A 20,124-nucleotide genomic window follows, 5' to 3' on the forward strand; every position below is an offset into this window, starting at 1 on the left:
GTAATTATAAAGTGGTGTAAAAATTATAATAATTTTCTTCTAAGTTTTTTAAATCGAAATTATTTTTTACCAAAGTAAACGATTTTTCTTTAAAATTATTGGCTAAATTGCTGTTGTTAAGTAGCAATAAGCACTTTTCTGCAAGCGTTTTGTCGTCGCCAATTTCTGTTAAAAAGCCATTTTCTCCATCTGTAATCACTTCAGGAATTCCTCCGGCTTTTGTGGAAACTATTGGTATTTGCGAGGCAAAAGCTTCATAAATTGTTAAGGGCAAACCTTCCGTAACCGAAGTCATTAATAAAACATCAAATTCGTTTAAATAATCTGCAACATTTGGCTTAAAACCTAAGAAAAACACATAGTTTTCTATTTTTTTTGTATGCACCAATTCTTTCAAAAGTTGTTCTTCGGAACCGCTTCCAAGAATAACAAAGTGCACATTTTGATTTTTCTTAATTACTTTTTCAGCAGTATTTATAAAAGTAACTAAATCTTTTTGTTTAGATAATGAAGAAATGTTTCCAATGATCTGTATGTCTTGCGAAAGATTCAACTCTTTGTGAATTAACCCAACTTTGTTTTTATTGCTAAATGCAGCCACATTAATTGCGTCGTAAATTGTGAGCAGTTTCTCAGAAGAAATATGGATGTCATGAAATATTTGCTCTACAGCTTTCGAAACGGATACAATTTTATAAATGTATTTATTATCGTATTTTAATTTTTTGAAAAAATTCTTTTTTATTCGATTGTTTCTTTTGCGACTATAGATGAGTTTCACCTCTTTTTTTAAACATATTTTCGCAATAATTGCTGCCGATAAAGCACTAGAATCATGAATGTGCAACACATCGATATCATGTTTTTTAACCGCATCAATTATAGGGTTTATAAGCGAAAAAACTTTATTTTTTTTGATATATGATAACACTTGAGCATCGTCATGAACGGCTTTTTCATACAAAACAGAATTTATTGGGCACAAGATATATTGGTTAAGTGCTTTGTGCTTTTTTAACAAATTATATATCGTGTACATTTGCGCATCACCACCACGCCATTCTACAATTGATGTTACATTTAAAATATTCATGATATGTATTTAGACCAAAATTTTACAACACCTTTTTTGTTAAATCCATGACAAGCAAAAGGTAATTTGCCATTTAAATAGGTAAACGCAACTTCAGGTTTTCTATCTACACAAAAGCGCATAGCAGTTTGATAATCGGGTTTTAAAAAAGGATATTTTTGAGGAACATATAACGACCAAAAAACATCTTCTATATGATAGTTTTCTTTTTCTTTGTTTTTTAAAAAATTGTTGATGGCAACCTCTTCTTTTGTTGAAATTTCATGAAATTTTGCAGTTTTTCTCAGAGAAAACCCGCCATTTCCTACTTGGTTTATATGGTTGTATAACCTTTCTTTTAAACCGATTTTTTTCTTTATTTTATTAAAAATAGATCTTGATGTGTGATTAAACAACACTTTTTTACTGTCAAGCCATGGAGCACCAATGTAGTCAAAACCTTTGGAAACCCATGAAGATAATTCGTTTTTGAAAACGTAAGCATCGGTTTGGCAAATCAGCAGGTATTCATAATTTAGAAAAGCTTTATAAAAATGTGATGAAAGTAATAATTGGTTATATCCTTCTATTGACCGAAAATAATCATCTTCGAATCTATAAATTTCAAAATTAAAAGTAATTTCATAACGATTCAGAAAATCAGTATTTAACGATTCCGGTGCAATAAAGATGATAGGAAAATTACTTAGTTCGTTATGAACACTTTTTAGCGATTTTATTTCAAAATCATCAAAAAAATCTCTGTATATAGGAATTAAAACAACTACTTTCTGGGTGTCATTTTTCATTAAGCATCAACATTTTCCTACAAATATATGTATATTTATTATAATTGAAAGTTTATCATCTATGGGTTTGTGTGTATTGATTAAATAATAAATGAAAAGAGAGAACTATTATCGCTATTTTTGTAGCATTAATACTAAAAGTAAAATGAAGTTTACAGTTCATCAAATATTTAAACGTCACAAAGCTGAAATAGGAAAAATTATTGAAAATTTTGAAATTACTGGAGATTTGTTTGTGAAAGGCAACAGAAACACCATTAAAACTTTTCCGCTAAACGATTTGGTTTTAAACATTAAAGCTTTTAAAAAGCCCAATCTATTGAATGCTTTTGTTTATCGATTTATTCGTGCTTCAAAGGCAAAACGTTCTTATGAATATGCGCTTAAATTACTCGATAAAAATATTGGAACACCGCAACCAATTGCTTTTGCAGAAGAACACCTAGGGTTGGGCTTAGGAAAAAGTTTTTACGTTTGTGAACACATTGTAACGGAATATACTTATAGAGATTTGGTTCAAAATCCAAGTTTAGAAAATCATGAAGAAATTTTGCGTGCGTTTACAAGGTTTTGCTATCAATTGCACCAAGCAGGAGTAGAGTTTAAAGATCATTCACCCGGAAATACGCTGATAAAAATCAATGACGACCAAACCTATTCTTTTTATTTGGTAGATTTAAACCGTATGCGTTTTCACAGCGAATTGCCTTTTGAGCAACGCATGTACAACCTTCGCCGATTAACACCCAAAAGGGATATGATTGCCATTATGGCAAACGAATATGCAAAATTATACACACAAAAAACCGAAACAGAAATTTTTGAGTTGTTGGGGGAATTAACCAGCGATTTTCAGGAAAAATTTCACAGAAAGCAAAGGCTTAAAAAGCGTATTAAATTCTGGAAAAAATAATTTATTTTTTCTGTAAGCGCTTCATTTCTTTGTAGCGTTCCCAAATAGAATACGCCATAAGGTAGCTAATTACCGCACCTTTTTGTCCGTCTAAAAAACCTAGTCTAAAAAAGAAACGATTTAAAAAACAATACGCTGAATGAGAGTAGTGTTTAAAAACATTGTATTTTTCACCTTTACTAAATTTTTCTTTAGCTTTTAGTTTTCCGTAATTCTTTAGTTTTTCTTTATAACTTTCAAAATCGTGAAATGAATAGTGAATCAATTTGTTTTTAAGCGATGCAATTTTACCTTCTACCATTAATTTTTCATGAACCAAACCGGTGTAAGTACCTACTTCTTTTTTAAATAAACGTATGTTTTTATCAGCTTGTAAGCCTGTAAAGCGCATTGGTTTATCTTTGTAATAATAGGTTCTGTAAAAAAAATAAGCGTCGGCAGTAGGGCTTTTCAATGTTTCCTGAATTTCTGTAGCTAATTTAGGAGTAAGTCGTTCATCTGCATCTAAAAATAAAATCCAAGGATTGGTTGCATAGCCTAAAGCAATATTTCGTTGCGAAGCATAATTTTCAAATTTATGTTTATAAAACTTTACTTTATCAAATTTTTTTGCCAATTCTTCTGTAGCATCAATGCTGAAAGAATCAACAATGATAATTTCATCAGCAAAACTTAAATTTTCTATTAATTCAACAATATTATGCGCTTCATTCTTAGTAATGATTAAAGCTGAAATCTTTGGATTACTATTCATGGTGTTATGCATTATGTTTTAAGAAATGCATCAATAAGGGATTAAACAACTTGGGTTCAAATTCTAAATATAGTTGTTCATTTTTAATTTTAATATCTTTAGCGGATAAATTTTCAAAAAGATTTGGTTTAAAGTCCTTTAAATGCACAGAAATATATTGTGTTCCGTCTTCAAAACTGTTCCAACCTAATTTATCAATAACTGGCGAAAATATTGTAAACGCAGGTTTGTTTAATGCTTTTGCCATATTAATTGCTCCACCGTCGTTTCCAATAATAAAATCGCATTCGTTCATCAAACCTATGAAATCGCGCAATGACTTTCCTATCACATCAAAATAAATGTGCTTTTGAGTTTCAGGTTTGCACAAGTTGAAAATCTTTTTGGCTTCGTTGATTTGATTCGGAATATAATTAAACAGCAAATTTATGGGTTTGGAAGCAACAATTTCGTCTATAACCTTTGCCATATATTCCAAAGGATAGGTTTTAGATTCACTACTTCCCAATAAACTAATCATTCCTAAAGATTTTCTTTTATCGATATGATGCTTTTCTAAAAGTTCAATAGTTTGTTTTTTTTCGTTTTCGCTAACAATTAAAGTTGGTTTTAATATTTTAGGACTTAAAATACCCAAAGGCTTTAAAAGTGCTAATCTTTGTTCAATTGTTAAACCTAAGTTCGTTTTTGGTTGTCTATGACGTTTTACAACATGTGTGTAAATCGCATTTATATATTTTTTATCGAACGAAATTTTAGTTTTTGCCCCTGAAAATCCGGTAATTATCCAACTTTCTAATTTAGAATAACTGTCAATTACTACATCATAATTTTCTTTTCTAATTTGGCTAGCAAATTTTAATAGTTCGATTTTTGAATTGCGTTGTTTGCTTGTAAAATGAATAATGTTGTAATGGGAATGATTGTTTAAAAGTACCGGAAACGTTGTATCATAAATTAAATAATCAATTTGAGCATCGGGGAATTCAATTGCCAAATTTTCGCAAATAATAGAAGAAACCAACACATCGCCGATCATTTTTTGCTGTATTACAAGAATCTTCTTCATTTTGAGAATTTAAAATTTGTTGATCTGTTACTTAACCACGTTTTGTTTTTTAATGCTGAAGCATAATAATTGCAAAGTTCTAAAAATTTGTAACGATTAACTTGTAGCTTTTTTAAAAAAAACAAAGGAAAAGAAAGCAGCGATAAAATGCCAACACTTAACAAATTATTTGTCATTAATAAAGGGTGAAGCCATTTTTGGCTGTTAGCAGAAAAATAATTAGATATGTAAACGTGCCGCGATTTTATTACTTCGGATTTTGTTATTGCTTTTGTTTTTGGATTTACTCTTGAAGCACCGCCGTGCAAATGAAAAAGAGATACTTCCTTTGTAACAACACAAGGTAAATTATTTTCCTGAATTTTTTTGCATAGATCAACATCTTCAAAATACATCCAATAATCTTCGTTCCATTTGTCAATTAGCTCAAAATTTTGTTTAGATATAAATATTGCCGATCCCGAAATCCAATCTGGATAACTTCTTGTAGCTGTTTCTTTAAAATGTTGTGTTAATTGTTTCTTTTTAAAAAATCGTTCAAAACTTCTTAAAATTCCAAAAACTCTTAATGAATTAGGAAAAAGTAAGTTGTATTTATGAAAAGTACCATTGTTGTTGGTTTGCAGGCATGATAAAATTCCTATATTTTCTTTATCGTAAATTTTAATAAAATGCTCTAAAACACCTGAATTTAGTTTCGTATCGGGATTTAAAAAAAACAAATTATCCCCAACTGCATTTGCCGCCCCTAAATTACAACCATTTGCAAAACCATTATTGCCAGAATTGCGCAACCATTTTACCGTAGGATATTTCAACTCATAGGAAGCCATCATATTTTTTGTAGATTGATTGTCAACCACAATAACTTCAATGTTCAAAATTGACTTTAAGCTTAAAACGCTTTCTAAACAATTACTTAAAACACTCCATGAATTATAGTTTACAATTACAATTGATAAATCCATAATATTCAAAACTTTTTTCCTATGATTTCAAAAGATTTAATAAAACAAAGCCAATACAAATTTTATGTACTGGCAATAATTGGTTTTTCAAAAATTGTTATATTGTAATATAATTCACCTCATCTTCATACGACCTTACACCACCGCTTTTTAAAACAACAATTAAGCGTCCTTCATCGCTCCATCGTGCCGTTAAAACTTCTTCTCCAACAAATAGTTCTAATTCATGACCATTTGCGTCTATAATATACAAAAACTGACCGTTTATTTTAAAATCGTTCGATTTTCTAAAGTTCTCTGTAAATTCCATATTAGTTATATTTTTCGTCAAAAATACAAAATGGTTTAATAAGTACCATCATATTATTTTTTATTAATACAAACTTTTGTGGTATTTTTGAAAGGTATTAAAATTCACTAAAAAAATTATGTCAGACGATAAAAAAGTAATCTTTTCAATGTCGAAAGTGAGTAAAACCTACTCATCGACAAATAAAACAGTACTTAAAGATATTTATTTAAGCTTTTTCTACGGAGCTAAAATTGGAATTTTAGGTTTAAACGGTTCTGGTAAGTCATCCTTGCTTAAAATCATTGCAGGGGTTGATAAAAATTACCAAGGCGATGTGGTTTTTGCACCTGGATACTCCGTAGGATATTTAGAGCAAGAGCCGCAGTTAGACGAATCCAAAACCGTAATTGAAGTTGTGCGCGAAGGAATGGCCGATGTGGTGGCTATTCTTGACGAATTCAACAAAATTAACGATATGTTTGGTTTGCCAGAGGTTTATGAAGATGCAGATAAAATGCAGAAATTGATGGATCGCCAAGCAGATTTGCAAGATAAAATTGATGCAGTAGGCGGATGGGAATTAGATAATAAACTAGAGGTGGCTATGGATGCCCTTCGTTGTCCGGAACCTGATACCCCAATTTCAGTACTTTCGGGTGGTGAGCGCCGCCGTGTTGCTTTGTGCCGTTTGTTGTTGCAAGAACCAGATGTTTTGTTGCTAGATGAGCCTACCAACCATTTAGATGCCGAATCGGTGCATTGGTTAGAGCAACATTTGCAACAATATAAAGGAACCATTATTGCCGTAACCCACGACCGTTATTTCTTAGACAACGTTGCTGGTTGGATTCTAGAATTAGATAGGGGAGAAGGTATTCCATGGAAAGGAAACTATTCTTCTTGGTTGGATCAAAAAGCAAAACGCTTAGAACAAGAAGAAAAAACAGCTTCAAAACGCAGAAAAACCCTAGAACGTGAGTTAGATTGGGTGCGTCAAGGTGCAAAAGGCCGACAAACCAAACAAAAGGCACGTTTACAAAATTACGACCGCTTGCTGAATGAAGATCAAAAGCAATTGGAAGAAAAATTGGAAATCTACATTCCAAACGGACCGCGCTTAGGTACAAATGTTATTGAGGCTAAGGGTGTTGCAAAAGCTTTTGGTGATAAAATTTTGTATGATAATTTAAACTTTACGCTTCCTCAGGCTGGTATTGTTGGGATTATCGGGCCAAACGGTGCAGGTAAATCAACCATTTTCCGTATGATTATGGGCGAGCAAACCCCTGATGCCGGAGAATTTGTAGTGGGCGATACGGTTAAAATTGCTTATGTGGATCAATCACATAAAAATATAGATACAGAAAAATCAATTTACGATAATTTTGCCGAAGGACAAGAGTTAATTATGATGGGTGGTCGCCAGGTTAATGCTCGTGCTTATCTGTCGCGATTTAATTTTGCAGGATCAGATCAAAATAAAAAAGTTGCTACTTTATCGGGTGGTGAACGAAACCGTTTGCATTTAGCAATGACGTTGAAAGAAGAAGGAAACGTGTTGTTATTAGATGAGCCAACCAATGATTTGGATATTAATACCTTACGAGCATTGGAAGAAGGTTTGGAAAACTTTGCAGGTTGTGCCGTAATTATATCGCACGACCGTTGGTTTTTAGACCGTGTGTGTACACACATTCTTGCTTTTGAAGGTGATTCTGAAGTATATTTCTTCGAAGGATCGTTTTCAGAATACGAAGAAAACCGTAAGAAACGTTTGGGAGATGTGGCACCAACACGTATCAAATACAAAAAATTAGTACGCTAATTAAAATAAAAAAGCTGTTCATGAGAACAGCTTTTTTTTTATTCTTCGCTTGTATCGTCGATTAAATCGCCCACTTCATCAATATCGTCAAAATTGGTTTCGGCTAAAGCGTAGCGAGCTTTTTCTTCGTCTGTTTCCAAAACAAAAATATGCACTGCTTTATCAGCTGAACCAAAACCAGCGGTGATGGCTGACTCAATATCGTTGCGTTCAATATAACCAATATTGTTTTCTTCCAAAGTGTTTTTTACCGCCATTGCCATAATAGCGCTTCCTGCAAAAATTTCTACATGTTCCATAGTTTTTTATTGGTAAGATAGGGAATATATTTGTATAAAAAAACAAAAAGTGCCTTAATTTAAGACACTTTTTATTGCTTATTCTTGATTTCTGAAAACCAATTGATCTTCAAAACTATCCAACAAAATAATACTGTCGGTTTTAATTTTTCCTGCTAATATTTCTTTCGAAAGCTGGTTTAAAACTTCGCGTTGAATCACTCGTTTCACCGGTCGGGCACCAAAATGCGGATCAAAACCTTTTTTAGCCAGATAATTGATTGCTTCTGGCGTTGCATCCATTGTGATGTGTTGATTTGCCAGCATTTTAAACACACCTCTTAATTGTATGCCTACAATTTGTTCAATGTTTCCTTTGGTTAACGGCGTAAACATCGTAATTTCATCAATACGGTTTAAAAATTCCGGTCGAACCATTGTTTTTAATTGGTTCAACACTTCTTCTTTGGCATTTTCTGCGGCAATTTCAGTTGGATGATTATCAAATTGTTCCTGAATGATCGCACTTCCCATGTTTGACGTCATGATAATAATGGTGTTTTTAAAATCAGCCAAACGGCCTTTGTTATCGGTTAATCGTCCTTCATCTAACACCTGTAATAAAATATTAAAGGTATCAGGGTGTGCTTTTTCAATCTCATCTAACAAAATAACCGAATAAGGTCTTCTTCGAACCGCTTCTGTCAACTGTCCGCCTTCATCATAACCCACATATCCGGGAGGTGCACCCACCAATCTGCTCACGCTGTGACGCTCTGAATATTCGCTCATATCAATTCGGGTCATGGCGTTTTCGTCATCAAACAAGTATGCTGCCAATGCCTTTGCCAATTCGGTTTTACCCACACCCGTTGTTCCCAAAAATAAGAACGATCCGATGGGTTTTTTAGGATCTTGCAAACCAGAACGACTGCGACGAACGGCATCTGAAATGGCTTCGATTGCTTCTTCCTGACCCACCACGCGTTTGTGCAGTTCGTTTTCTAAATTCAACAGTTTTTCCCGATCGCTTTGCAGCATTTTCGTCACAGGAACACCAGTCCATTTTGCAACCACTTCGGCAATATCTTCGTAAGTAACTTCTTCTTTGATTAGCGAAGTTCCTTTTTGATTTTCTTCTAATTGCTTTTGATAACTAGCCAAACGGTTTTCTGCATCCTGAATTTTTCCGTAACGAATTTCGGCAACTTTACCATAATCACCGTTGCGCTCTGCACGTTCAGCTTCCAGTTTGTATTCTTCGATTTCTAATTTAGCATTCTGAATATTGTCAACCACATCTTTTTCCGATTTCCATTTCGAAAAAATCTGATTGCGTTCTTCTTTTAAATTGGCTAAATCAATCCCTAAAGCTTTTAATTTCACTTCGTCATTCTCACGCTTAATCGCTTCAATTTCAATTTCAAGCTGCATGATTTTTCGGTCTAAAACATCTAATTCCTCTGGTTTTGAATTGATTTCCATTCTGATTTTCGATGCCGCTTCGTCCATTAAATCGATTGCTTTATCGGGTAAAAATCTATTAGAAATATAGCGCTGTGAAAGTTCTACTGCCCCAATTATAGCTTCGTCTTTAATACGCACTTTATGATGTGTTTCGTACTTTTCTTTAATTCCACGAAGAATAGAAATGGCGCTTTCGGTATCGGGCTCTTCAATAACCACCTTTTGAAAACGACGTTCTAATGCTTTATCTTTCTCGAAATATTTTTGATATTCATCTAAAGTGGTTGCACCAATAGCTCTTAGTTCACCACGAGCCAAAGCTGGTTTTAAAATATTAGCTGCATCCATTGCACCTTCACCGCCGCCGGCACCAACCAATGTATGAATTTCATCGATAAATAGAATAATAGCTCCATCTGATGAAGTTACTTCTTTCACCACCGATTTCAAGCGTTCTTCAAATTCACCTTTATATTTTGCTCCAGCAATCAATGCACCCATATCTAGTGAAAAAACCATTTTATCTTTCAAGTTTTCAGGAACATCGCCCTGAACAATTCGGTGTGCCAAACCTTCGGCAATAGCGGTTTTACCCACACCTGGTTCACCAATCAACATGGGGTTGTTTTTAGAACGGCGTGTTAAAATTTGTAATACCCGGCGAATTTCTTCATCACGACCAATCACCGGATCCAGCTTTCCGCTGTTTGCCAATTCATTTAGATTTTTGGCGTACTTATTCAAAGAGTTATAGGTTTCTTCTGCTGATGCCGACGTTACGCGTTCGCCCTTGCGCAGTTCGTTGATTGCTGCTTCGATTTGCTTTTCGGTGGCTCCGCCTGTTTTTAGAAACGATGCAATTTTACTTTTCGATTTAAAAATTGACAAAAATAAATGTTCGATGGATACATATTCATCGTTCATTTTTTTGGCGATGACTTGTGCTTCGTTCAAAGCATTTCCAGCCGCGCGCGACAAGCCAATTTGCGCACCTTCAACCCTTGGAAACGATTCAATAATTTGATCGTTTTGCGATTTTAACTGATCGATATTTATACCGACTTTTTTTAAGATAAAAGGCGTAACGTTTTCATCAATTTCTAAAATGGCTTTTAAAAGATGTTCGTTTTCTATTTGTTGTTGCCCAAAAGTTTGTACTAAAACCTGAGCTTGTTGCAGTACTTCCTGCGATTTTATTGTAAAATTATTTAAATTCATTTTTTTAATTTTTATGGTTGTGTTGTTGATATCTACTTTTCAAACGGTGTTCCAAATGTTATTTAATGACTATTTGTCTTGTTTTGAGTGTTTTAAGAAGGGTGAAAATGACAAAATGACGTTTTTAAGCTTTTAAGAAAGTTATCAAATAGGATAAATTGACGTATATTTGAGATTAAATTTACAAAAATGAATTGGAAGGTCTTAGAACATATAGATCAAATTGATCAAATAATTAATGAATCTTGGAACAAACCCGTTTTGCTTTTCAAGCACAGCACGCGTTGCATCATCAGTAAAATGGCGCTAAAGAATTTTGAAAGTGATTTTTCATTGCAGGATGTGATGGATGCCTATTACTTAGATTTAATTGCTTACAGAAACATCTCAAATGAGATCGCGGAAGTATTTAAAGTGGAGCATCAATCGCCTCAAATTTTATTGATTAAAGATGGTAAAGTTATATATCATGCATCTCACGAAAGTATTGATGCGAATGTTTTGATGAAGTTGGTTTAATACTATAAGCTATTTTTAATTAGACCTCCCAGGTTTTTAAAACCTGGGAGGTCTGAAGGATAGTAATTTCTAATAAAATTTAGAATCATGACGTATATAATAATCAGTACTCTAATGATTATAGTTTGTTTAATTATTAATACGTCACAATTTTAATGGGACACTAGTGAAACTATTTACATAAAAAAATCTGACTAACTCGTCGGATTTTCTGTATTTTGATTGTTCTGATAATAATTTTGATGTGATGCAAATTCGTTGGCAGTTTCAACCTTTTTGTAAGCTTCCACAATTTTCTTAACCAAGCGGTGGCGCACAATGTCTTTATCGTCTAAAAACACAAACCCTATACCTTCTACACCTTCTAAAATGCGCAACGCTTCGCGCAAGCCCGATGTTACTTTTCGTGGTAAATCAACCTGACCCGGATCGCCCGTAATGATAAACTTGGCATTTTTACCCATACGCGTTAAAAACATTTTCATTTGGCTGTGGGTGGTGTTTTGGGCTTCGTCTAAGATCACAAACGCATTGTCCAGCGTACGTCCGCGCATAAATGCTAATGGAGCAATTTGAATGATTCCTTTTAACAAGTAATCTTCTAAGGTGGTTGGTGGCAACATATCGCGCAATGCATCATATAAAGGTTGCATATACGGATCGAGTTTTTCCTTCATATCGCCCGGTAAAAAACCTAAATTTTCCCCTGCTTCAACTGCTGGTCGGGTCAAAATAATACGTTTTACCTGCTTTTCTTTCAACGCTTTTACCGCCAAAGCAACACCCGTGTAGGTTTTACCGGTTCCCGCAGGACCAATGGCAAAAACCATATCGTTTTTAAAAACCAAATCTACCAATTTCTGCTGATTAGGTGTGGTGGCTTTAATGAGTTTTCCACCCAAACCGTGCACCAAAATTTCATCTGATTTATCCATTCGTTGCGGAACATCATCTAAAATCAATCGTTCAATAATGTTTTCGTTGAGCTGGTTGTATTTATCGTAATACTTTAAAATACGTTCAAAACGCGTTTCAAACTGATCCAAAATTTCAGCTTCGCCAAAAATTTTCATGGTAGTTCCGCGGGCTACTATTTTTAGTTTTGGATACAGCTTTTTAATCACCTCTAAATGTATATCTTGCGGACCCCAAAAATCTTTCGGGGTAATGTGTTCTAATTCTATGATTCTTTCGTTCAAAAGCTACATTGTTTAATTAAAATAATTAGTTTTGCATATATCAAATCTAATAAAAAAAAACAAAAAACACTAACAAAAAAAGCGAATGTCAATTATTACATTAACAACAGATTACGGTATAAAAGATCATTTTGTTGCAGCGGTTAAAGGTAAAATTTTATCGCGCATGCCGTTGGTTCAAATAGTTGATATTTCGCATTGTATTGATTTTTACAATATTGCCAACGCAAGTTATGTGCTTTATGGAGCGTATAATAATTTTCCGAAAGGTACTATTCACATGGTTTTGGTGGAAGCAGAAATGTTTGATCAAACATCGTTTTTGCTTGCAAAATTAAACGGTCACTACATTTTAACGGCCAACAATGGTACCATTACGCTATTGGCTTCTGCCGAAGATGCGATTGAAATTATTGATTTAAAAATACCCGATTTTTGTTCGGATACCATTTCGCTTTATAATCATGTGGCAGAAAGTATCTTAAACAAGGAACCTTTTGAGGAATTAGGTGCACCAATCGATTACAACGATTGCGAATTGTTGGTGGAATTGCGCCCAAAAGTTGCAGATGACGAAAACGCCATTAAAGGTTCTGTGATTTATATTGACCATTACGGAAACGCTGTTACCAATATCACCAAGGAACTGTTTGAACGTGTTCGGAAAGAACGAAAGTTTGAAATTGCTGCCAAAAGATACCGCATTAACCGCATTAATGCTTTTTATGGTGATTTTAATACAGAAAACAAGTCGTTGCGCGAATTTGAAGGTGATATGTTGTTTATTTTTAATGATTTGGGTTTTTTGCAAATGGCAATATATAAGTCCGATTTAGAAAATGTGGGCAATGCCAAAAGCTTGTTTGGTGTGTCATACCGCGACACCGTAATTATTGAATTTACCGAATAAATAAAGATATGTTTATAAGAATAGTTAAAATGAGTTTTCACGAAGAGAAAATTCCGTTGTTTTTAGAGAACTTTCACAGTGTTAAAAACGATATAAGAAATTTTCCAGGAAACAATTTTTTAGAGCTTTATCAAGATAAAAGCAATCCAAGTATCTTTTTCACATATTCTATTTGGAATGAAGAAGAAGATTTAGAAAAGTATCGAAATTCCGAGCTTTTTAAAGAGGTTTGGGCTTTTACAAAAGCATTTTTTAATGATAAACCCCAAGCGTGGAGTGTTGATAAATTGGTTACATTGGATTGATTTATTCAAAATTGCATAAATTTTAACCACCTTTACACTATTAAATTGAATTTATAGAATGAAAGCATTGTTATTAAGAGAAATCAAATCGTTTTTTGGTTCGCTTACCGGCTATTTGGTTATCGCCGTATTTTTAATTTTAAATGGAATTTTTCTGTGGATTGTTGACGGATCTTATAACATTCTGCAAAGCGGTTATAATGATTTAACCCCGTTTTTTCAACTAGCACCGTTGGTTTTGCTTTTGTTGATTCCTGCAATTACCATGAAAAGTATTTCAGACGAGCGCAAACAAGGAACTATTGAATTATTGGTAACCAAACCATTGAGCTTAAATCAAATCGTTACTGGTAAGTTTTTAGGTGCTTTTTTGTTGGTTGTTATCGCCATTTTGCCAACGCTTTTATACATCATCATATTAAACCCGTATGGTTTGCCGGCTGGAAATATGGATATGGGCAGCACTATTGGTTCTTATTTGGGACTATTGTTTTTAATGGCTGCTTACACAAGTATCGGTATTTTTTGCTCGTCGTTGTCTGAAAATCAAATTGTAGCTTTTATTACTGCGGTAGTCATTTGCTTTGTTTTGTATATGGGTTTTGATCAATTAGCAGAATTGTTCAAATCATCGGCAACAATTATAGAAAAAGTGGGAATGAGCTATCATTTTAAAAGTATGAGCAGAGGGGTAATTGATACCCGAGATGTTATTTATTTTGTATCATTAACTATTTTCTTTTTAATGGCAACAGTGTTTAACCTTAAAAGCGTGCGTAAATAATGAAAAGTAGTAAAAGAATTCAGTCGTTTTTAGGCATTGCAATTGCATTGATTGTTTTAAATATTGTAGGTGGATATGTGTATCATCGTTTCGATTTAACTTCAGACAAGCGCTACACATTATCCGAAACTACTAAAAACATACTTGATCAGGTAAGCGAACCCGTTTTTATTGATGTGTATTTAGAAGGAGATTTTCCTGCGGAATTGCGGAAACTTCAAACCGAAACCAAGCAGTTATTAGAAGAGTTTCAGGCATATAACAGTGCTGTTAATTTTATTTTTGTAAACCCGATCGCCAACGAAAACGAAGCTACACAAATGGCAGAGCAGTTGTATGCAAACGGTATGAAACCTATAAATATTTCGGTAAACGACAAAGGCAAACAGTCGCAAGAAATGGTTTTTCCGTGGGCAGTGGCAACCAAAGGCGAAAACCATGCAAAAATACAATTGCTAAAAGGCATGATGAGTGCTTCAACCGAAGAAAAGATAGCATCTTCTGTGCAACATTTAGAATATGCAATTACCGAAGCAATCTATAAAGTAAATACCGAAAAATCTAAAAAAATAGCCATTATTAAAGGAATTGGTGAACCCAATGATGTGTACATTGCCGATTTTTTGCGCACCTTAAAAGACAGTTATTTTATTGCACCGTTTACGCTAGACAGTGTGGCTGTAAATCCGCAGAAAACATTAAAAGATTTACAAGCTTATGATTTAGCCATCATCACAAAACCAACAAAAGCCTTCGATGAAAATCAAATACAAGTGTTGGATCAATTTGTAATGAACGGCGGCAAATCGATCTGGATGTTGGATCAAGTACAAGCAGATATGGACAGTTTGTACAATCCAAGTAGCGAAATGCTTGCTTATCCAAAAGATCAAAGTTTGGGCGAAATGCTTTTTAAATACGGTGTGCGTGTAAATCCTGATTTGGTGAAAGACGAATACGGATCGCCTATAAAACTGGCAGTTGGTCAGCAAGGCAGCGAAACCGTTTACGAAACGTTTAACTGGAAATTTGCTCCGTATGTAGTGAGCGGATCCAATCATCCTATTGTAAAAAATATAGAAGTAGTGAAATTTGATTTCGCAAACAGTATCGACACGCTGAAAAACAATATCAAAAAAACGGTATTGCTGGCTTCGTCACCGCTTTCTGTTAAAGTAGGAACACCAAGTGTCGTGAGTTTATCAAACACTATCAATGAAAAAGTAGATCCTAAAAAAGTAAAAATGCAATCGTTTCCGTTGGCAGTTTTGTTAGAAGGAAGTTTCACATCGGTCTTTAAAAACCGCATAGTTCCTTTTCAAACAGAAGGTTATCTGAATGAGGGAAAAGCCACAAAAATGATTGTGATTTCAGATGGCGATGTAGTGCGCAATCAGCTTGATCAAGATTATCAACCAATGGAACTAGGTTATGACAAATGGACCAACACCTTGTACGGAAACAAAGAATTTTTGGTAAATGCGGTAAATTATTTGTTAGACGATACCGGACTGATGGAATTGCGAACCAAAGAAGTGAAATTAGCATTGCTTGATAAAGAAAAAGTTTATACCGACTATAGTTTTATTCAAATCATAATAGTTGTTTTACCGTTGGCTGTATTGGCTGTTTTTGGATTTATTTTTACTTATTTACGCAAAAAGAAATACACAAGGTAGTTTAATTTAGTTGTATTAGAAACACTATTAGCAAAATGATATAATGAGTATGACATTACACGAAGCGATAGAGAAAGTTTTGCGGCAAAAAGGGATGTCTATGACAACTCAACAAATTGCAGATGAATTAAATGAAAATAATTGGTATAATAAAAGAGATGGTTCCAAAATTCTGGCATTTCAAATTCATGGTAGAACAAGAAATTATTCCCATCTTTTTAAAAGAGAAGGTGCATCAGTTTCTCTTATAGAAAAATCAATAATAAATACAATAACAAATAAAACCAAAATAATAAAACCAATACTTGAATTGACCGATATTTCTCTAAAAGATAAATTATTGTTTGAAAATGATTTAATGAATGAAAAAAAGTATAGAAAGGCAAGTGAAATTGACAATATAGTTCCAAATACTTCAGGAATTTATTGCATTCGAATTTCAAATATTGACAAAATTCCAAATCCATTTAATCTTTTTTTATCAGATAGACGACATAATATTATTTATATGGGTATTGCAAAGAAGAGTTTAAGAACAAGATTTTTAAATCAAGAACTTCGCGCTAATGGACATGGAACATTTTTTAGAAGTATTGGTGCTATTCTTGGATATAGACCTCTTAAGGGTTCGCTTGTATCTAAAAAAAATAAACACAATTATAAATTTTCTAATACAGATGAACAAAAAATTATTAATTGGATTAATGATAATTTGGTAGTAAATTGGATTGAATTTAATGATGATTTTGATACTTTGGAAAAAAGTTTAATACAAAAGTACAAACCACTAATAAATATTTCAAAAAATCCTTCAGCACTTAAAGAGCTGTCTGATTTAAGAAAAATATGTGTTCATATTGCTAACAACAAAAAATAGTTCAAATAAAATAAAGAAATCTACGTGGTTAAAGAAATAGATATTTTATGCTATTATAAAGGGTAAAAATAAAGTTTTATTTTTCGCCTTAAATGAAATATATTTGTAAAAATTTGCCGTAAAGGCATAAATAAAAGAAACAGATGAAATTTATTGTATCGAGCTCGTATTTATTGAAACAATTACAAGTTTTAGGAAGCGTAATAAATAGCAGCAACACCTTACATATTCTTGATAATTTCTTATTTGAACTTGATCAAAATCAATTAAAAGTATCGGCATCGGATTTAGAAACCACCATGACTGCTACTTTAGAGATCGAATCAACAAGCGAAGGTTCAATTGCCGTTCCGGCACGTTTATTATTAGAAACTTTAAAAACATTTCCTGAACAACCGCTCACTTTCACAGTAAAAGAAAACAGTACTATTGAAATCAGCTCTGATTTAGGAAAGTATGTTTTAGCATATTTGCCAGGCGAAGAATTTCCAAAGGCAGAAATGTTAGAAGATCCTTCAAAAGCAGAAATTAGTGCCGAAATATTGTTCACAGCAATCAGTAAAACGATTTTTGCTGCTGGAAATGATGATTTGCGTCCGGTGATGTCGGGTGTATATTTTCAATTTGCACCAACAGGTGTGATTTTTGTTGCTACTGATGCACATAAATTGGTGAAATATTCCCGCACCGATGTTACCAGCTCTGCAGAAGCAAACTTTATCATGCCTAAAAAGCCTTTAAATATTTTAAAAAATATTTTAGCCACAGCTGATGCAGCCGTTTCTATTGAATATAACGACTCAAATGCGATGTTTAGTTTTGATAATTACACATTGATTTGTAGATTAATTGATGGAAAATATCCAAACTACGAAGCAGTAATACCAAAAGAAAATCCCAATAAATTGATTATTTCACGCACACAGTTTTTAAGTTCTGTTCGCCGTGTTGCAATTTATGCAAACAAAACCACACACCAAATTCGTTTAAAAATTGCCGGAACTGAATTGAATATTTCCGCAGAAGATATTGACTATTCAAACAAAGCAGACGAGCGTTTAACGTGTGATTACACAGGAGACGATATGCAAATCGGTTTCAATTCGCGCTTTTTAACCGAGATGTTGACCAACTTGCAGTCCGATGAAATACAATTGGAAATGTCGCTACCGAACCGTGCCGGAATTTTAACTCCGATCGATGGATTAGACGAAGGCGAAACAGTTACCATGCTTGTTATGCCGGTAATGCTGAATAATTAATATTCTATACCAGATTATTTCTTCCATTTTTTTGGAAATTCTATAAAACCAAAAACCTCAATAGCCGTATGCTGTTGAGGTTTTTGGTTTTTAAAATAATTTTGCTGCATAAATCTATACAATCAAAATCATTAACTATAAATTAGAGAAATTGTTTTTGTAAGAATAATATTTAAAATTACCCCAAAAACGCCTGCATCATCCAGATTTGTTTTTCTTGTTCCGTGATTAAATCACTCATCATTGCGTTGGTTCCTTCATCGTTAATAGCGCCCGATTTTTCTAAAAGTTCGCGTTCAATTACCAGTAAATCGGCTAATGAATTCACAACCATTTCCACCGCTTTTTCGTCGTTTGTTATGTTGTTCGCAACATTGAGTTTGTTGTTTGCTAAATAATCCTCAAATGTATGTAAAGGAGTGCCACCTAATGTAAGCACACGCTCTGCAATTTCATCGATTCGCAATTGGGCTTGATTGTACAATTCTTCAAACTTTACGTGTAATTCAAAAAATCGCTTTCCACGAATGTTCCAATGTAAGCCGCGCAAATTTTGATAATATACTTGAAAGTTCGATAAAAGAACGTTTAAAAGCTCAATGTTTTCTTTGGTTTCCTTTTGTGGTAATCCTAAAATTTTCATGTGATTAATTTTTTGTATTCATTCAAATTTACAAATAAATAGCCGATATTTGTGTAAAGAAACAATCGATAGTACTTATGATTCAATAGATAAAATCATTAAAAATGACTATTACACAACTAAATTACGTACTTGCCGTAGCCGAATTTCAAAATTTTACCATTGCTGCCGAAAAGTGTTTTGTAACACAACCCACATTAAGCATGCAAATTCAGAAGTTAGAAGAGGAGCTTGAAGTGAAAATTTTTGATCGCAATAAAAAACCTATTCAACTCACCGAGGTGGGCAAACGAATTGTTGAACAAGCAAAAAGCATTGTAAACGAAGCCGATCGTATTAAAGACATCGTAGAACAGCAAAAAGGCTTTATTGGTGGCGATTTTAAGATAGGCATCATTCCTACAATTATGCCCACTCTTTTGCCAATGTTTTTAAAGAATTTTATTAAAAAATATCCTAAAATTAATTTAATTGTTGAGGAGCACACTACAGATGAAATCATTAATCGGTTAAAAAAAGGACAGCTAGACGCTGCAATTGCCGCCACTCCTTTAAAAGAAAGCGATCTAAAAGAAATTGTACTGTATTATGAACCTTTTGTGGGGTATTTTCCAGCCGATTATAGAAAAGATTTGGTGCAACTATCTGCTAATGATTTGAATATTAATGATATTTTATTGTTGCAAGATGGGCATTGTTTTACAAATGGAATTTTAAATATTTGCAAGGCATCAAAATTAGATGCTTTTCGCAGGTTTGAACTCACTTCGGGAAGTTTTGAAACATTGATTGGCTTGGCAAATGAAGGTTTGGGTGTAACTTTTTTGCCCTATCTACACACTTTAAACTTGAATGAAAAGGATCAAAAAAACCTCATTGAATTCGAAAATCCAAAACCATCAAGAGAAGTAAGTTTGATTTTTCCTAAAAACGAATTAAAAATTCATATCATTGATGCGCTTCGAACCACAATAAGCGGGGTTGTTAAAGGCGCTATTACTTTTCAAGATATAGAAATTATTAGTCCGAAAATTACTGCATAAAAAAGCTGTCCAGAAAGGACAGCTTTATTTTTTATACTAATGCCAAAACTTCTTCAAATTCGGTTTTGTTTTTTGTGTAATCGATGATCCATTCTTTTAATTGATCAATCTCGAAAGGCAGTAAAAAGTTAATCGCTTTAGTAAATTCTTTTATAAATAAATCTTTATTAAAACTTACTTTTTCTAAAATTTTTATAGTGTGAATTAATCGCTCGGTCATAACATTTAATTTTTATAT

Annotated in this window: 21 protein-coding genes; 10 read left to right on the top strand and 11 right to left on the bottom strand. The window is 33.4% G+C overall.

The window, feature by feature from the left end; translation table 11 throughout:
* Positions 1-4: 4 nt before the first annotated feature.
* Entirely contained in the window at positions 5-1,093 is a 1,089-nt protein-coding gene (locus NPX36_RS09790) for a glycosyltransferase (protein WP_257498538.1), read from the bottom strand.
* Entirely contained in the window at positions 1,090-1,881 is a 792-nt protein-coding gene (locus NPX36_RS09795) for a DUF5672 family protein (RefSeq protein WP_257498539.1), read from the bottom strand. Before NPX36_RS09795 ends, NPX36_RS09790 begins: the two co-directional genes overlap by 4 nt.
* Before the next feature lie 145 nt (positions 1,882-2,026).
* On the opposite strand from NPX36_RS09795, the gene NPX36_RS09800 reads away from it, so the two are divergent.
* Positions 2,027-2,794 (top strand): lipopolysaccharide kinase InaA family protein, encoded by a 768-nt coding sequence (locus NPX36_RS09800; protein ID WP_257498540.1) that lies wholly within the window; start codon positions 2,027-2,029, stop codon positions 2,792-2,794.
* A gap of 1 nt (position 2,795) precedes the next feature.
* On the opposite strand, the gene NPX36_RS09805 is transcribed toward NPX36_RS09800, so the two are convergent.
* The 4 genes from NPX36_RS09805 to NPX36_RS09820 form a co-directional block, all read right to left on the bottom strand.
* On the bottom strand, positions 2,796-3,548 hold the full coding sequence (locus NPX36_RS09805) for a glycosyltransferase family 2 protein (protein ID WP_257498541.1): 753 nt from the start codon (positions 3,546-3,548) through the stop codon (positions 2,796-2,798).
* A gap of 4 nt (positions 3,549-3,552) precedes the next feature.
* The gene (locus NPX36_RS09810) at positions 3,553-4,617 is read right to left on the bottom strand and encodes a glycosyltransferase family 9 protein (protein ID WP_257498542.1); all 1,065 of its coding nucleotides are present in this window, start codon (positions 4,615-4,617) and stop codon (positions 3,553-3,555) included.
* Positions 4,614-5,585, bottom strand: a complete 972-nt coding sequence (locus tag NPX36_RS09815; protein ID WP_257498543.1) for a glycosyltransferase — start codon at positions 5,583-5,585, stop codon at positions 4,614-4,616. The genes NPX36_RS09810 and NPX36_RS09815 overlap by 4 nt, the downstream gene beginning before the upstream one ends.
* Before the next feature lie 97 nt (positions 5,586-5,682).
* A complete protein-coding gene (locus tag NPX36_RS09820; RefSeq protein ID WP_257498544.1) occupies positions 5,683-5,895 on the bottom strand; it encodes a hypothetical protein in 213 nt (70 codons plus the stop codon).
* 118 nt (positions 5,896-6,013) lie between these two features.
* On the opposite strand from NPX36_RS09820, the gene ettA reads away from it, so the two are divergent.
* Entirely contained in the window at positions 6,014-7,702 is a 1,689-nt protein-coding gene (gene ettA, locus NPX36_RS09825) for an energy-dependent translational throttle protein EttA (protein ID WP_257498545.1), read from the top strand.
* 38 nt (positions 7,703-7,740) lie between these two features.
* Here ettA and NPX36_RS09830 read toward each other — a convergent pair whose 3' ends face one another.
* Both NPX36_RS09830 and clpB read right to left on the bottom strand, forming a co-directional pair.
* The gene (locus NPX36_RS09830) at positions 7,741-8,001 is read right to left on the bottom strand and encodes a DUF2007 domain-containing protein (RefSeq protein ID WP_257498546.1); all 261 of its coding nucleotides are present in this window, start codon (positions 7,999-8,001) and stop codon (positions 7,741-7,743) included.
* Positions 8,002-8,079: 78 nt separating this feature from the next.
* Entirely contained in the window at positions 8,080-10,665 is a 2,586-nt protein-coding gene (clpB, locus tag NPX36_RS09835) for an ATP-dependent chaperone ClpB (protein ID WP_257498547.1), read from the bottom strand.
* 189 nt (positions 10,666-10,854) lie between these two features.
* On the opposite strand from clpB, the gene ytxJ reads away from it, so the two are divergent.
* Positions 10,855-11,184, top strand: coding sequence for a bacillithiol system redox-active protein YtxJ (gene ytxJ, locus NPX36_RS09840; RefSeq protein ID WP_257498548.1), 330 nt, complete (start codon positions 10,855-10,857; stop codon positions 11,182-11,184).
* A gap of 194 nt (positions 11,185-11,378) precedes the next feature.
* Here ytxJ and NPX36_RS09845 read toward each other — a convergent pair whose 3' ends face one another.
* Entirely contained in the window at positions 11,379-12,383 is a 1,005-nt protein-coding gene (locus NPX36_RS09845) for a PhoH family protein (RefSeq protein WP_257498549.1), read from the bottom strand.
* A gap of 85 nt (positions 12,384-12,468) precedes the next feature.
* Between NPX36_RS09845 and NPX36_RS09850 the strand changes: the two genes are divergently transcribed.
* From NPX36_RS09850 to dnaN, 6 genes are all read left to right on the top strand, one after another.
* Positions 12,469-13,293 carry an SAM hydrolase/SAM-dependent halogenase family protein gene (locus NPX36_RS09850; RefSeq protein ID WP_257498550.1) on the top strand — a complete coding sequence of 275 codons (825 nt, stop codon included), beginning with the start codon at positions 12,469-12,471 and terminating at the stop codon, positions 13,291-13,293.
* Positions 13,294-13,301: 8 nt separating this feature from the next.
* Positions 13,302-13,598, top strand: a complete 297-nt coding sequence (locus NPX36_RS09855) for a putative quinol monooxygenase (RefSeq protein ID WP_257498551.1) — start codon at positions 13,302-13,304, stop codon at positions 13,596-13,598.
* Between the two features lie 58 nt (positions 13,599-13,656).
* Positions 13,657-14,382: a gliding motility-associated ABC transporter permease subunit GldF gene (gene gldF / locus NPX36_RS09860; protein WP_257498552.1), complete on the top strand. Its 726-nt coding sequence runs from the start codon at positions 13,657-13,659 to the stop codon at positions 14,380-14,382.
* Positions 14,382-16,061 carry a gliding motility-associated ABC transporter substrate-binding protein GldG gene (gene gldG / locus NPX36_RS09865; RefSeq protein ID WP_257498553.1) on the top strand — a complete coding sequence of 560 codons (1,680 nt, stop codon included), beginning with the start codon at positions 14,382-14,384 and terminating at the stop codon, positions 16,059-16,061. Before gldF ends, gldG begins: the two co-directional genes overlap by 1 nt.
* 49 nt (positions 16,062-16,110) lie before the next feature.
* Positions 16,111-16,938, top strand: coding sequence for a GIY-YIG nuclease family protein (locus NPX36_RS09870; RefSeq protein ID WP_257498554.1), 828 nt, complete (start codon positions 16,111-16,113; stop codon positions 16,936-16,938).
* 143 nt (positions 16,939-17,081) lie between these two features.
* On the top strand, positions 17,082-18,200 hold the full coding sequence (dnaN, locus tag NPX36_RS09875; RefSeq protein ID WP_257498555.1) for a DNA polymerase III subunit beta: 1,119 nt from the start codon (positions 17,082-17,084) through the stop codon (positions 18,198-18,200).
* A 178-nt stretch (positions 18,201-18,378) separates the two neighbouring features.
* Here dnaN and NPX36_RS09880 read toward each other — a convergent pair whose 3' ends face one another.
* Positions 18,379-18,843, bottom strand: a complete 465-nt coding sequence (locus NPX36_RS09880) for a Dps family protein (protein ID WP_257498556.1) — start codon at positions 18,841-18,843, stop codon at positions 18,379-18,381.
* Positions 18,844-18,947: 104 nt separating this feature from the next.
* On the opposite strand from NPX36_RS09880, the gene NPX36_RS09885 reads away from it, so the two are divergent.
* Entirely contained in the window at positions 18,948-19,886 is a 939-nt protein-coding gene (locus NPX36_RS09885) for a LysR family transcriptional regulator (protein WP_257498557.1), read from the top strand.
* Between the two features lie 31 nt (positions 19,887-19,917).
* Here the strand turns inward: NPX36_RS09885 and NPX36_RS09890 are convergent, their stop codons facing one another.
* Entirely contained in the window at positions 19,918-20,106 is a 189-nt protein-coding gene (locus tag NPX36_RS09890) for a hypothetical protein (RefSeq protein WP_257498558.1), read from the bottom strand.
* Between the last annotated feature and the right edge of the window lie 18 nt (positions 20,107-20,124).

Origin of the sequence: Paenimyroides aestuarii (genome assembly GCF_024628805.1) — a bacterium.
Taxonomy (GTDB): Bacteria; Bacteroidota; Bacteroidia; order Flavobacteriales; family Flavobacteriaceae; genus Flavobacterium; species Flavobacterium aestuarii_A.